At 41.6% G+C, this 14,991-nt stretch carries 12 protein-coding genes; 4 read left to right on the forward strand and 8 right to left on the reverse strand.

Features of this window, described 5'->3' with window-relative positions:
• Nucleotides 1-5: 5 nt before the first annotated feature.
• From QW087_00190 to QW087_00205, 4 genes are all read right to left on the reverse strand, one after another.
• Nucleotides 6-479: a 6-carboxytetrahydropterin synthase gene (locus QW087_00190; protein MEM2943154.1), complete on the reverse strand. Its 474-nt coding sequence runs from the start codon at nt 477-479 to the stop codon at nt 6-8.
• A 24-nt stretch (nt 480-503) separates the two neighbouring features.
• Nucleotides 504-1,304, reverse strand: coding sequence for a methanogenesis marker protein Mmp4/MtxX (mtxX, locus tag QW087_00195; GenBank protein ID MEM2943155.1), 801 nt, complete (start codon nt 1,302-1,304; stop codon nt 504-506).
• 110 nt (nt 1,305-1,414) lie between these two features.
• Entirely contained in the window at nt 1,415-2,398 is a 984-nt protein-coding gene (gene dph2 / locus QW087_00200) for a diphthamide biosynthesis enzyme Dph2 (protein ID MEM2943156.1), read from the reverse strand.
• A gap of 57 nt (nt 2,399-2,455) precedes the next feature.
• The gene (locus QW087_00205; GenBank protein MEM2943157.1) at nt 2,456-2,974 is read right to left on the reverse strand and encodes a 50S ribosomal protein L16; all 519 of its coding nucleotides are present in this window, start codon (nt 2,972-2,974) and stop codon (nt 2,456-2,458) included.
• A gap of 245 nt (nt 2,975-3,219) precedes the next feature.
• On the opposite strand from QW087_00205, the gene QW087_00210 reads away from it, so the two are divergent.
• From QW087_00210 to serS, 3 genes are read left to right on the forward strand one after another with little or no spacing between them, the layout of a single operon-like run.
• The gene (locus QW087_00210) at nt 3,220-3,540 is read left to right on the forward strand and encodes a ribonuclease P protein component 4 (protein ID MEM2943158.1); all 321 of its coding nucleotides are present in this window, start codon (nt 3,220-3,222) and stop codon (nt 3,538-3,540) included.
• The gene (locus QW087_00215) at nt 3,518-3,796 is read left to right on the forward strand and encodes a YhbY family RNA-binding protein (protein MEM2943159.1); all 279 of its coding nucleotides are present in this window, start codon (nt 3,518-3,520) and stop codon (nt 3,794-3,796) included. Before QW087_00210 ends, QW087_00215 begins: the two co-directional genes overlap by 23 nt.
• Nucleotides 3,797-3,817: 21 nt before the next feature.
• The gene (serS, locus tag QW087_00220) at nt 3,818-5,080 is read left to right on the forward strand and encodes a serine--tRNA ligase (protein ID MEM2943160.1); all 1,263 of its coding nucleotides are present in this window, start codon (nt 3,818-3,820) and stop codon (nt 5,078-5,080) included.
• 37 nt (nt 5,081-5,117) lie between these two features.
• Here the strand turns inward: serS and QW087_00225 are convergent, their stop codons facing one another.
• The 4 genes from QW087_00225 to QW087_00240 form a co-directional block, all read right to left on the reverse strand.
• Complete coding sequence (locus QW087_00225; GenBank protein ID MEM2943161.1) at nt 5,118-6,404, reverse strand: SLC13 family permease; 1,287 nt, start codon at nt 6,402-6,404, stop codon at nt 5,118-5,120.
• Between the two features lie 313 nt (nt 6,405-6,717).
• On the reverse strand, nt 6,718-8,043 hold the full coding sequence (locus QW087_00230) for a mechanosensitive ion channel (GenBank protein MEM2943162.1): 1,326 nt from the start codon (nt 8,041-8,043) through the stop codon (nt 6,718-6,720).
• A 106-nt stretch (nt 8,044-8,149) separates the two neighbouring features.
• Entirely contained in the window at nt 8,150-12,430 is a 4,281-nt protein-coding gene (locus QW087_00235) for a lamin tail domain-containing protein (GenBank protein MEM2943163.1), read from the reverse strand.
• 158 nt (nt 12,431-12,588) lie between these two features.
• Nucleotides 12,589-13,323, reverse strand: coding sequence for a helix-turn-helix domain-containing protein (locus tag QW087_00240; GenBank protein MEM2943164.1), 735 nt, complete (start codon nt 13,321-13,323; stop codon nt 12,589-12,591).
• 103 nt (nt 13,324-13,426) lie between these two features.
• Here QW087_00240 and QW087_00245 point away from each other — a divergent pair, with 103 nt between their 5' ends.
• The gene (locus QW087_00245) at nt 13,427-14,977 is read left to right on the forward strand and encodes a radical SAM protein (GenBank protein MEM2943165.1); all 1,551 of its coding nucleotides are present in this window, start codon (nt 13,427-13,429) and stop codon (nt 14,975-14,977) included.
• Nucleotides 14,978-14,991 lie beyond the last annotated feature (14 nt).

Genomic DNA, 14,991 nt, shown 5'->3' on the forward strand with positions numbered 1-14,991 from the left:
CTATTCTATCTCAAATCGCACGATATCCAAGCACTCTGTCCTCGTTCTTCGTCCACACCAACTTCGATCCTATTCACATTGATAGGGAAGCGAATTTCAGAGAGGACTCTTGAAAGCAGAACTCTCGCTACTTCTTCAGCGCTTGCCTCCTCTGCGTCTATGATAATCACGTCTTCTGGCGGAAATACGTAACGCTTGCCTGAGATTTCAACGACGATCTCCTTATCGACTGAAATCTTGATTCTCGGGCAATTGCCTGCAATTAACACCCTGTGATCGAAATCTTCTACAATCCTTCTCATCATGCTCTTGAGCTCAGTGAAATCCATTATCATGCCATGATCGCCTTTTTCGCCGTGAATGACCATGCTCATAATGTAGACGTGACCGTGTAATCGACCGCACTTTGGATGCTCACTTATTAAATGGCAGGCCGAAAATTTAATGTTCGCTTCCTTTCCATCGATTTCCAATCTCATTTCCGCACGCATCCTGTTCTTGCATTATCTCATTCCCTTATTTAACTTCACGAGTGCTGCGGCGAGTGCTATTGAATCAACATAGTTACGTTTAGCCCTCGACGTATCGATAAAAACCTTCTCCAGATTCAAAATAGGGGCACCAAGCGCACGCCATCCTCCTAAGAAGTGCAGAGCTCTGAAGATCAAATTGCCCGAAATACCGTCAGGTGCAAGAATCATGTTGCGATCCAAAACCGCATTCTCGATGAGAATTTCGCAGTCTTTCACGTCAAACTTCGATTCCCTAAAGTATTCAGCTATTGCTTCAGCTTCATCAAGAGTCCTGTCCACCACTGGATGCCTTCCCCTATCTCCCTTCCTTCCGCCTGAAAGAATACCAACCTTTGGCTCGATTCCCAACCTCGTGAGAAATCTCATTCCGAGATCTATGAGCTCAATTTTCTGTTCAAGTGTCCATCCTTCATCAACGCCAACTGGTGCTAGCAGTATCAGGTTGCCTTTTGGTGGTTGAAGAAGAGCCGCACGCAGAATTTTGTCGAGAGAGAAAAAGCGCCTGACCGATGACATCGTATTGTTTGCCTCGAGATTTCCCCTTACGGCAGCATCGATTTTCCCCGCGCTCAGGGCTTCAACCAGAGTACTCGCATCGCCAAAAAAGTGCACTTCAGATATCCCATGTCTTTTCGCACCCTTGATTATCAAATTCTTACGAGCATTGTCGCCAATCAATCCGATGCCAATTTTTGCGCTGGAATTTTTTGCCATTTCTGCAATATTCTGAGCCGTGAGCACTTCCTCATTATCAGAATGGGATATATTCATTTTTTTCACAATCTTTCAAACCTACGGAATAAAAATAGAACTTATCCATCAATTTTCATTGGAAAATACCTTATTCCTCAATGAGTAAATTTATAATTAGACATCAAAAACTACAACATGAAATCGAGGTGGTAATCGTCCCAGCTTTTATTCCCTAGCGCAATCTCGAACTCAACCGGTGTGAGGATAGGTTTGGGATACCGCAGCAGATCGTCGATGGCGATCCGGGGGCACGCTGTAGATACATAAGCATCTGCTTCGAAGGTTATTAAATAATCAGGATTGAACTCATTCATTAATATAATGTTCGCACTCCGCCCATACTTAAGTGCTAATTTCTTAAGTTCCATAGCAAGAGCAATACGTTTCTGACCCGGTTTCAGAGAAACGAGTATTAAGAATTTCTTGCCTTTTGAAGCTTTGACGATTGCACCATGTCTCTGCCTCATGACACGATCAGAAAGATCTCCAAGATCGCGAATCTCTTGGCTCGCTGGATCGTAAATTACAACTTCCTTCTTTGTTTCGATGGCGACTGCAAGGGGATGAAAATCCCCACTGCCTATATAGAGAAAGTGATCGACGAGATTTAATATACTGCACGCCGAAGAGATGTCGCATCCAAGAATTTGCCCTGGATGTAACGTTCTTGGCCCTTGCCGGCCGATAAATACCTCCTTGCCATTTGACTCAAGCCATTTCTTTATTCGATCCAGTTCACCAAGATATGGCACGGTTGTGATCAGCCCAATCCTGTTTCCCAACCTCGTCAAGAGTCCTTCTGGATATTTCACGTCTTGAAGCGCTGCCTCAATTTCTACATATAAGATCCTGCTGTCTTGCGCCAAAGTCGGAATCTCACTGTGACCGATGTGAATGAGACCGTCCACATGATCGAAGAAACCCGATGCAACATCGCAGGCGCCGTAACAGGGGTCTGCAAGTATAAAAGTCGCAGCGCCAGTATTCTTCTCGATTTCTTCTGAAATGGCTTGTGCATGAATTTTTAAGCCTTCAGGCATCTGCAGACACACATTTCGAATATTTCTTTCTTTGATCCATTTAACCATCTCGTCGATTCTAAAATTATACACGGCGCCTCACTCCGAAAGCTTACATTCGTTTCTATCTTGAGTCCATATGATAAAGTTTTACGCGACCAAATCGTTTCCCTTTTCAACTTGGGTGTAACAAGGAGAAGGTAATTTCATAGCAGCGCGCCACAAGGCTTCCTTTGCCGTATTAAATCCTTGAACTGTAGTTCTAATTGTAATAATCGCTTGATCTGGCTGTACCCTTGCTGCTGTACCAACAGGCTTACCGAAGGCCGCGCGCATACCTCCTGATACACGGTCAGCACCGGCACCTGTCGCCATTTTGTGTTCCCTTAGGACATTATGAGGATAAATCCTCACCTTAAGATGATAATTCGCCGTACCTACTCTTTTTGCAAGTACTCGATTTGCTGCGATACGTGCTGCCTCAAGAGCAGTATGCCTTATTTGGCACGCTTCCTTTACCTTCAATGAAAGCTCCACAGGGAAATCACCAGAAGGATTTCCAATATCAAATTGAGAGATTCTCGGTGCTGGGACTCCACCCATATATTCTTTTCGAGTATAAGCCTGTCCTTTTATTTCGCGATACATTCTTCCTGGTTTTCGCGCCATAATTAATCACCAGTGACATATTGGTTAAGGGTCCTTGTACATTAATATTCTTATATTTAAGCATGACCGGAAGGCGAAATTTCGGTGGCTACCAAATATGGGTACAGTTACTGCAGATAAGGAATTGAAAGATGCCTGAGCAATGGTCATCATCCACAATAGTTTAAAATGAACAACATTGAATTACTGTAAAGAGGAAAGGGATAAGAACGGGAAGAAGAAAGATCAATAGCAGAGAAGTGCGCGTGATAGCAGAAAGAAGAATGCAACAGTTACTAGGGCTTGCAGAGGAAAAAGCGCTTCAGGGAAATATGATGCGCGGCAAGCGCTATGTTGAATTAGCTAGAAGAATTGCGCTGAGAACGAATACAAAAATGCCAAAAGGATTTATGTACTGTCATAAATGTCTCGCACCGTTAATTCCTGGAAGAAATTCCATGGTAAGAGTGAAATCTCACCGTGTGATCATCCGCTGCAAAGAATGTGGATACATCAGGAGAATTCCTTATTTAAGGGAACTGAAGGAGAAAAGGAGAACAAGAAATGTCGAGGCAATCAAAGGCTAATCTCAGAAAAAGAGGGACCGAAATCAAGGCAACGATCTGCATTGGAAAGAATGGAATTTCCGAAAGTCTCGTAAATGAAATAAAAGAGCAGATTGAAAAGCATAAAATTGTGAAGGTTAGGCTATTTAAAACTTCTGGCCTGGAAAAATCCGATGCTGCAGAAAGAATAATGAAATTAACAGGCGCGACACTGTTAGAAGTGAGAGGAAATACGATTCTTCTATGTGATTCCACACTACTTGTGAAAGAAGATTGAGGGTGCGAGGAGGTTATCATTATGCTTGATGTATTGTTGATAAGAAACAATCCTGACCTCGTAAGAAATGCACTGAAAAGTAGAGGCTATCCAGAAAGCTTACTCGATGAATTCTTGAAGATCGATTCAGAATGGCGAAAAGCAGTCGATGAGAACAATAGATTGAAGAGACTGAAAAATGAGGTCGCAGAGGAGATTCCAAAACTGAGAGATGAGGAAAAAAGGAATAAGATAAATGAAATGAAAAGCATAGCCGAGCGAATTAAGCGACTTGATGATAAAATCTCTCAACTAGATAGCATCAGAAATGAAATTGTGCTTAACATGCCGAACATACCTCATCATTCTGTGCCCTTTGGTATGGGAAGCAAAGACAACATTATCGTCAGAGAATTTGCAAAGCCGAAGATCTTTGACTTCCAGCCAAAAACCCATTTCGAGATCGGCGAGGACTTAGACATCATAGATTTTGAGAGAGGCGCAAAAATAGCCGGTTCAGGATTCTATGTATTGAAGGGGGATGGCGCCCGCCTCGAAAGAGCGTTAATAAATTATATGCTAGATTTGCACAGAGAACAAGGATACGTTGAAATCTTTCCGCCTGCCGTCGTGAACAGACAGTCAGTAATCGGAACTGGACAATACCCAAAACTCAGAGATGACATGTATTGGATTGAAAGGGATGATTTGTGGTTAAATCCCACTGCTGAGGTTCCGGTCACGAATCTCCACATGGATGAGATTTTCGATAAAGAGGATCTGCCAATATATTACACCGCATATCTTCCTTCATTTAGGAGAGAGGCTGGACGTCATGCTGACACGCGAGGAATCATTCGAGTCCATCAATTTAATAAAGTTGAACTTGTCAAATTCGTTTTGCCAGAAAAATCGTTTGAAGAGCTTGAGAGTCTTCTTCAAGACGCAGAAGCAGTACTGCAAGGTCTTGAAATCCCCTATAGGGTGATACTTTTGTGTACTGGCGACCTGGGATTCGCGTCAGCGAAGACTTATGACATTGAAGCGCATGCACCCGGAATCAACCTGTGGCTAGAGGTGTCCTCCTGCAGCTGCTTTACGGATTTTCAGGCTCGGAGAGCTAGGATTAAATACAGACCGGAGCCGCATCTCAAGAGCGAATTCGTTCATACGCTGAACGGTTCTGGGATTGCGCTTCCGAGAACTATGGCGGCATTATTGGAAAATTATCAAAATCAAGACGGAACTGTAACCATCCCAAAAGTACTGAGACCATACATGCAGGGACAGGAGTTGATTGAATAGAATTCGTTTGATCTGCCATGTGAAAGTTTCCAACTTGTTACCACAAAAGAATTACCACGAGCAAATTTGTAAGAAGTAGGACTATAAGCAATATCGGTATGGCTAGCTTACAGTATTCTTTCCATGACCATTTAATACCGTTCTTTTCCGCAACCGCCAAACCTACCACATTAGCAGAGGCGCTGATAGGTGTTGCATTGCCCGCGACGTCGCAAGCAAGTGAGGCGGTGAAAGTCAGAGAGCTGAGGTTGATTTCTGAGTCTACAGAGATGGTTCTTATCACTGGAACCATTGCAGCCGCCATTGGTATGTTGTCGAGAAAAATCGAAGCAGTAGCAATGAACCAGAAGAAGATCGTTGGAAACCAGAAGGAGCCTGTTCCGTGCGCTAATTGACCAATCTGATGTCCCAAATTTGATAAAAGACCTGCGGATTCCAGACCACCCACCATTACAAATAAACCTGAGAGAAAGATTATAGTATGCCAGTCAATCTTCTGTATAAGATCGTCGTACTTTCTTCTACCTAACAAAAGTATAAGCGTTCCGCCAAGAACGGCGACGAACGCCACCAGCAAATCTAGGACGCTGTGTAGAACCAACAATGTAACGGTAAATGCGAATATAACTAGGGCGATTCGCATCTGTGTGATATCTCGTACTGCCGAGAATGGATCGAGATCTTTGTGATTTTTGATAATTTCCTCAACGTCGATCTCCTGCTTTTTGAAATTTCTTCTATACGCATACATAAAAAGAAGGAGATTTGCGAAAAAGGCAATGATGGATATAGGGCCGCTATGCAGAACGAAATCAACGAATGAAAAATTGAATGCAGTGCCCAGGATGACGTTTGGTGGGTCACCTACCAGGGTAGCACTTCCGCCAATATTAGCAGAACAAATTTCTGCAATGATGAATGGCAGGGGCTCAATTTTGAGAATTGTGGCCACCTCTATTGTAAGAGATGCCATAAAAACCATGACCGTTATGGAATCCATAAATGCGGCAAGGAAAGCACACAAACCGCAAAACGCTATGAAGATTTTTATCGCATCGAATTGCGTAAGGCGCAGAAAATGCAGACCTATCCATCTAAAAAAACCGCTTTCTGCCAACGCTCCTATAAGTATGAACATTCCGAAAATTAGTCCGATCGCATTCCACTCGATTGATTTAAGTGCGTCGTCAAGCGAGATTATTCCTAATCCAACCATGAGGAGGGATCCGGCTATGACGAGAACAGTCCTATCTGCCAGATCAAGTACCATTAATATGTATACCGTGGCGAATATGAATAGAGCTAGGAAAGAGTGAACATCCACAAGTGCATCCCAATTCCATATTATAGGCTACCAATATAATGATTTTCAAAGTTTGATATGTGTATTATTCGAAACCACTTGGGATTAGATTCGAGATAAATCATTTCCAACTTCGTTGTTAAATTCAAAGAAGCGCACTTATTAAATTCTGCTAACCCCATCGATTTTTAGCATTAAATGATAATCTCAAAAACAATCATGCTTCGAGGGCTCAAGATAAGCAAATGATTAGAAGAATATCTTTTAATGATTTATACACTGGAATGCGCATCCAGAGGTGGAGTGAAATGAGGGAGTTTTGAATACTTCATTTTTAAGTAATCTTAACGCCGCTCTGTTGGAAGACATTCTGCAAATTTATGATGATATCTGAAAGGACTTTCCTTCGTTGGGATGGATTTTTGATATGTACAACAAATTCGTAGCGTATTTTACCGTCGAATATACCAGTGGCAATGGCCTCTGGTTCCCGGTTCTCATCGACCCCTTCAGTTTGATTTGCCGCGGATTTTATTGATGAAACTACCGTCTCAAACGGAATTTCATATGGCAGATCAGCAGTGAATGAAATGGCATAAGACTCAGACCTAGAATAGTTGTAAATCCTATTTTCAATGAGTTCAGAATTGGGAATTTCAACGAGCTCACCATTGAGCGTTTTCACTCGTGTAAAGATGAGCTCCTTATCCAAAACTTCGCATTCCAAATTGTCCCCAATTTTGATCACATCTCCCACCTCAAAAGGATTGCTCTCCATAATAGTCAGGCCAGAAACAACATTCCGAGCAGTGGAATAAGAAAAAACAATACCAATAATAATGAATACAAAAGTCACGACGACGAGCAGAAATCCGACGAGCTCGAGTTCAAGCAATGTGAAGAAGATGAATATGACAGAAAAAGCTGCTACAAGAAATAAAGCATACTTTATGCTGATCTTGAAGAGATCAATAGCTTGTGGGTTGAATCTTTTCGACCTGAATTTATAATCCTCAAGTATTGTTTCGATCAACTTCACGGCTATGAGTATCGCCACGACAATTACCACCATCGATCCGATTGAGGCTTGATTATTGTTCAGAAATTCAATCAGCGTGTCATATGGATTTGCGCCGGGTATCATTGAAATAATGATAAGAATTATAATAATCGAAACAAAAATATATAAAATGTAACTCAGAAAAAGAGTCGTAAACTCAACGGCACTCGAGTGAATGCTCCCCTCTCTTGCAGATTTAATTCTGGCCAATTTTGACATTCTTCTCAGTATCTTCGCAATAAGTATCGTACAGAGTATCAGAATTATAATGAATATTAATTCTAGAAAATACCCATAAAAATGTTCCCATAGGCCTGTTCTAAATTCGTCCCATGTGAGAGAGAGGACATAAAGGAGTGAGAAGACGAGAATGATGGTGATAAATGCTTTAATCGCGTGTCCAAGGAACTGGATTATCTCAGAGTCATAGTATTTACTTTCTCTCAGCTTTAGGCGTTCAAAGTTCTTAGTTACATACGACCATAGATACAGTGAAATGATGAATAAAGCAAAAAAGGCTAAAAATCCCCAGCCATATTTTTCGAGCCACCATTCACTATTCGCATCGATTGCCAGGAGGCCGAGATCGGAATTAAGCATAATTTTAGCATATTAATCAAGACTCTAATGAAATTTCCCAATCGAATAAATAGGATTCAAACAATATATGTTGGTGCCGAGTCCTGATCATAACAAACGTCATGGATTATCCATTTTCTGGAAATATCCTTAGTCTAAAAGCCCATAGATCTGTGTTTCCTTCATTGCCAACTCCAAACAGTGGCGAAATAAAGCGGCTTGGCACCTCACAAATCATCAATCCCATCGTGATAGTCGCATCTACGGGCTCCCTTTGTATTATCCCCAGCAAGGTGTAAACATTCGTTTCCATCATGACCGCCACACGAAACTTCAATTCCTGATTACATGAAAGGAATAGCTTAGAGAAACCCGTGAATGCAAATATCTCAAAGCGTAAATAGATATCTTGCAGAAAGGAAACAATTTCGTTCCTCGCAAATACCTCAGCATCTGGAGTTGTGATCCTTCGAATTGAGCTAGATATGACAGAAAGAGTGCTTTCAAGTGCTTTGGCAACAGTATCGCCTTTGAATACGAGACTCACTGCGAAGCCTGTCCCAGTGATACAAGTAGCATCTGAGATTGTAACCACGACATCCAATTTGAATTCCAAAATAAAGTCGCCTACCGCCTCGATGCATTTTCTCAGTACTCTGCGAATTATTTCCTCTATTAGATTACCGAGTCCGTCTAAATCCGCGCTTGAAACTGAAAGCTCGGAAAACGCTCGTAATGCGGCATCACTAAAAACCTTGTAAACCCAGTCGTCACTACTTGGAGTTAACGCATTTCTCCCATTTGCTTTTCCACGAGTCTCTGATTTGAATATCCATCGATCGTTGCCATCATATGCTCGTTGCCACGTGCGATCGTCATTGTAAAAATCCGTTGTCAATGGCGCCATATCGACCTTGCGTCCCGAAGGATCAATTAGTGCAATACACTCCGATAATGGGAATTTCCATTCTCCCCCATTGTCTAAAACCTGACCTTGGAGTACAAGAATTCTGTAACCGTGTGGCTCAATGCAATCCTCCTCTATAGTGGCAATTTCTTGAATTCCGTGCATAGTCTGGATTGACCAACCGGATAGACTTACGAAGCGATCAGTAGGATTGTACAATTCAATCCATTCACGACCGAAATCGGTACCTGGGGGATTTTGCTCGTATTCATTTATGACAAGATGATTTGCAATGGGAGACCTATATTTGATCTCGAAGCCAGCATCAAGGGAACCGATCAAGCCTGGAATGGGAAGAGGTATTCTAGATAAAAATTGACCTATTACAGGAATGCTTGATAAGGCAAATCTTAATTTTTTGTATTGTAAAGCAAGAGGCATATGCAACTCAAGCGTCGAATTGCCGACTTTTCCCGTAACTTGAACGAAGTGGTTGAAAATTCTCATCAGTGGATCTACAAGTACGTCAAGAAACCATCGTTTTGACTGGATAGTTGCATTCGCAATGATATCGTAGTCTCCATTCGCCATTCGCAAGAATCTAATCGCTACAGATATGTTCGTGGTTCTATGGGAAAGCCAGCAAGTGATTCTAAGGATATCCTTAGTGAAACCAAGAGCAATCTCCAATGGATTGGTTACCACCTGGAATTTGAGACCCCAGATCGTTAAATTAAACTGGATCTTTCCTAACAAAGATATGAGATTATCGCAGATCCATCCGAGCACTGAATCCATACCGGCGACAAACAAATTTCTGATATTTTCGATGGCAAATTGCAATGTCGCCGAAAGACTCTCAACAAATCTAATAGAATATGTCGTCGCGGCACTCAATAAAACACCCATTGTTGATTGCAAACTATCGACAATACTGATGAAGGGAGCAATCCCACCGCAAATTTCATTCCATATCTTTTCAAGAAAGTTGGCTACATCTCTCCCAAAAGTCGATGTAGATTGATAATGGACTCCATGCAACGGCCATGCACTCTGTGCCGAAATTGAGAAGTCTAAATCAAATTCTATTTCTCGACTCATGGTCAATGGAAATTGCCCCAATAACCTACTTTCTGGTGCGCTAGCAGATATTGAGATTAAGTAGGATCCCCTAACAGAAACATCCCATTGCGTGATATATGGCAGGAAAGTTAGATTGGTTATATTTGTTATATGGCGATTTGGATAATAGTGCGATTTCTCCTGGAATTCCCACGGTCTTGTTATCTGGATGAAAACACGCTCGTCATCAGAATTGTCGTCTGCCATTTTGTCAAATTCATTACCTGCATTTATTATCTCAATTGACTCAAGAAGGACTCTTCCTGTATCGGTAAGCAATCGAAAACTCTTCAACTCTGGGGATGCTACAAAGATCTCGTCCCCTCGTAATTCAAAGGCATTCTCAATATCTCCCAATAGACGAGTTACCGTTTTCGTCAACATTGAATTGATTCCTGGGAGTTCTCCCACGATTCCTAACGCTAGGGATAGAATTTCACTGCGAAGGGGTCCGTATGAATAATCATCAATGGCTCCTAAAAATGCTTCCTTCAAGATCTCGATCAAATGCGATACCTTTATATCGAACATCTCAGCAATTTCGTTTTTCAAACCCCACTCTGTTGACTGTTCTATCTCACAGAGAATTTCGATTGTCGCTTTTCTTTCCGCTTCATCGTCAAAACTATATGAACTCAAGATTAAATCGTCAACAATTAGAGTTGCAAGGGATTCTATTGCGGCGTGTATCGATTCATTTTTCTTGAAAAGTTCCTGCTGATACTGTTCAAAAAAGTCTACCAAGGCTTCTCCCATGCTATTGAAAATAGATTTCAATCTGGCGGTTGCTTCAATCACGGACTCAAGACTTGAATTCGAGGATTGAAGAGCACGCAAAAATGATTCTTTAAGGGAAGAGGCATAAGAAATATTGTCTGCGGGATTGCGATTGATTTCGACCTGAGGAAGATTTTTAGAATCTCTGATTGCCAAAGCAATGGATTTCACAAAGTCAATGAGAGAATCAGCCAGATAATGAGTTTCTAGTTTGTATTCAATGGCGAATTTCTTCCAAAGCTCGCTTGAGAATATATCTACAGAGGGAAAATCTAGGGGATAGTTTCCCTGGATACAAAATATAATATTTTCTCCGCGGCTGTTTGTCAAAACGACTTTATGAGCCGGAATATACACGCTCGCGTCAGGTCCTCCATAGTTAAAATACCGGTAATTACTAGCGGAATACCCTGCTCTTTCAAGAGTCGTCATCATCCAATTTATTATTGATTCTTCAATAGCACTATTGCCAAGAATCGATTCGATGAAGTTGGACAATGCTACTTCTGAAAGGTCTGCAGCCTGCTCAATGGTGTTTACTAAATCGATGATATGCAGGTATTCAAGCCATCTAAGAACAACGGCATCAGCAGTTGCAAACAGGACCTGTGAAACCAACATTGAATAGCTATATTCACCTGCGGAAAAAAGTTGTAGAAACAGTTCTGCTGGATCGACCATGCCTGAGAAATTCTTATCAGATATTAGTCTCCAAGAGTCATAGGATGCGCTATCCGAGATTAGTGATGCGATCAAACGATTGTCCAGATTTCGTAGATATTTTCGATCTTCAATCAACAAAGCCAAGCGTATTGCATTCTTGACGTCTTCTTCTGTGAGAATACTAGCAGTACCGTATTCTCCAAGTTTAGCATCGACGCCGTATCCCTTCAATATTCTATCTTGAACAAGTGCCGTTAGTTGATACTTCACAATTTTCTCAAATTCTCCCCCATCATTCGAAATTGATTCGGATAACGTTGCAATCCTATTTGCTAAAAAGGGAATCGGAATATATATCGGCTTGGAGATCTCAAAGGTCTTCGTTAAGTTTCCGTGCGAAGAGGTTGCGAAAAGAGTGAAATTTCCACAAATGCAAAAATATGCAGGTACACTTATTTCATGGCTCTCTGCTTCATCATCTTCATTAATTGCCAATAATTCCTGATAAACTTCTCCCATACTTGCTTTCAAAAACGCAAGATAGACATCGAACTCTTCGACAAAGATTGCATAGATCTCCGCATGCTTTGGGAAGGCATTGTCGACATACTCTTTGGAAGCTTCCCTAAATTCTCTATTTATTTCGCTTTCATCCATGATCGAGGATTTTCCTATGATATCGAGAGCAATGAGGTATAGCGATTGCTGCAATTCATCAGCTGCTTCGCTCACCGAAGAGAACAGTTTATGCATAGTCTCAAAAGATGGAGTTGCCGTATCATTTTCCGAGCTGTAGTCTGATACTAGCGCGATAGTCATGGAGCTGATTAATAATATAATGACAGCTACCAGCGAAAATGCCATTTGACCAGTTCTCGATCTTGTGTCACGATTGAAGATTCGTCTGCAACGAGAAGTCGGCTTCAAGAGAATTGCCATCATAATTGGCAATTCTGTAGGAGATTAAATTAGTTGAAGCTACGTGTAAATTACATCGCTGGTATTCATTGTTGTACGATAAGGTGTTTCCAACTCGTTGCCATTATAATCTTGTTGTTATTCCCTGATTGTATATCTGATAAATTGGGTGAATTCTGCTAAATTCGATGAGGTTTTTTATCTCCAAACGGGGACATCATGAAAGTTTCAAGATATTCCACCAAAAAGGGATTGTCAGAGTAACCACAGATCGAATAATCGGGAGATGCAATCAGCGCTTTTCTTCCGTCACAAATAACATCAGTTGCGATCAGCTCTGTTCGTCTGAAAATTACGGTACATGGTGGAACCTTAACTGATGGTTCAGCAACTACTATTACCTCGACGCCCCTATTTACTGCTTCCCTAAATTTTTGCATAAATCGCTTTCTAATTGGGGGCATGGAAGGTGTGGAAATAAAAAATCGAAATGTTGATACTTCTAGAAGTTCTCCAATTTTCGCGAGTATTTTCTCACGACCCATAATCGTATATACTAATTGAGGTGTGCCCTTCTCAGTGAGAACGCCTTGCATCCTTTCCAAGACATTGAATGCTGCATCAATTTCATCAACGAAGATTTTTCTCACTTCTATCGGCGAGACTGCATGAAAAACAGCAGGTCGACTCTTTGTCATCTGCGCCAGTTTCCTCGATACGAGACTTTCTAGAACTTTATATGAAGACGTCCTCGGAATTCCTCCAATCTTTGCAATATCCTCGGCAGTCCCATGACCCTTTACCACTAGCGCGATATATGCTCTAGCTTCGTAATCGGAAAGACCCAAGTGCCTGAGTGTGTTTCGTATTTCTTCGTAATTGCTTAATAAACCGTTTAACTCGGATGGAGCCATTGAAGTTCCTCGTAATTTTGTAGCTATTGTCGCTACATAAATATTAAATTATATGCTCTTTAATCAATGAGGTCGATCATTTGATGAAACCGAGCTGGTTAAAATGATTGTAAAACAAAGTTCGTTACAAAAAGGACTCCCGAAAGATACTCAATCAATTTGCCCAGAATGCAGAAGAATTATATCTGCAAGAATATTCGAAGCCAATGGAAAAGTTCTAATGGAAAAGGAGTGCCCAGCCCACGGTAAATTCGTTGATACGTATTGGTCAGATGCAGAATTATACCTCAAGGCTGAGAAATTTGCGTACGATGGGATCGGGGTCATCGATCCTTTTATCAAAGATGCAACTGGATGTCCAGAAGAATGCGGCCTATGCAACCTCCATTTGAGTCATACTTCCTTGGCGAACATCGATCTAACAAATCGGTGCAATCTTAGGTGCCCAATATGCTTTGCAAATGCAAATGCAGCGGGATACGTTTACGAGCCTTCATTCGAAGTAGTAGTTACAATGCTTAAGACATTGAGAAATCAAAGACCCGTTCCCACCCCGGCTATCCAATTCTCTGGCGGAGAGCCAACGATATATCCACATATAACTGAAGTTGTGAAGAAAGCAAAGGAGTTGGGATTTGCACAAATTCAGATCGCAACAAATGGCCTGAGACTCGCTCAAGATGAGGAATTTCTTAGACAGATATCAGAAGCGGGGCTAAATACAATCTACTTACAATTCGACGGTTTGCGGGAAGAAATTTACATTAAGACTAGAGGTCGGCCACTTCTTGAGACAAAAAAGAAGGTTATTGACAATCTAAGAAAAATGGACAGGCATCCTTCTGTCGTGCTTGTACCCACGATCGTTAAGGGCGTAAATGATGACCAAGTTGGACCCATTTTGAAATACGCGATTGAAAACTCTGATATTATCAGAGGTGTTAACTATCAGCCAGTTGCCTTCACAGGTAGAATAAGCAAGGAGGAAAGAGACAAGGAGAGATACACGCTAACGGACTTGGTTCATGATATTGAGCTTCAAACAGGATATGCTTCAAAAGATGATTGGTACCCTGTACCAAGTGTTGTACCTGTATCGACATTTGTCTCTGCTATACTCAACCAACCGAAGGTTACGTTTACTGCTCATCCCCATTGTGGCTTAGCCACATATCTCTTTGTTAAAGATACTAATAACGTCATTCCTCTGACGAGATTCGTGGAAGTAGAACCCCTCTTTGAGGAATTGTTTTATCTTTCTGAGAGAACCGAGAGAGCTAGGATAAAATTGTTGGCAAAAATCAAGGCTCTAGGCATACTCCGGAAACATATCGATAAAGAAAAAACACCAGAAGGACTCAAGATATCAGACTTCCTGCAACTGCTGAGTACTGTTTTAAGCGACGAGACAAAAGAAGGGCTCGCAGAATTCTCTTGGAACATGATGTTTGTTGGTGGAATGCACTTCCAAGATGCGTACAATTATGACATCGAGAGAGTAAAGAGGTGTGTGATTCATTATGCAGTTCCTGATGGAAGGATCATACCCTTCTGCGCTTACAACGGCGGACCAACATACAGGGAAGAAATAGAAAGGAAGTATTCAGTTCCACTCGAAGAGTGGAGAAAGACTAGGGGTAGCGATTATACCTAGACTTGGAGGCATAC

This window comes from Methanomassiliicoccales archaeon, assembly GCA_038850735.1.
Lineage (GTDB): Archaea > Thermoplasmatota > Thermoplasmata > Methanomassiliicoccales > JACIVX01 > JACIVX01.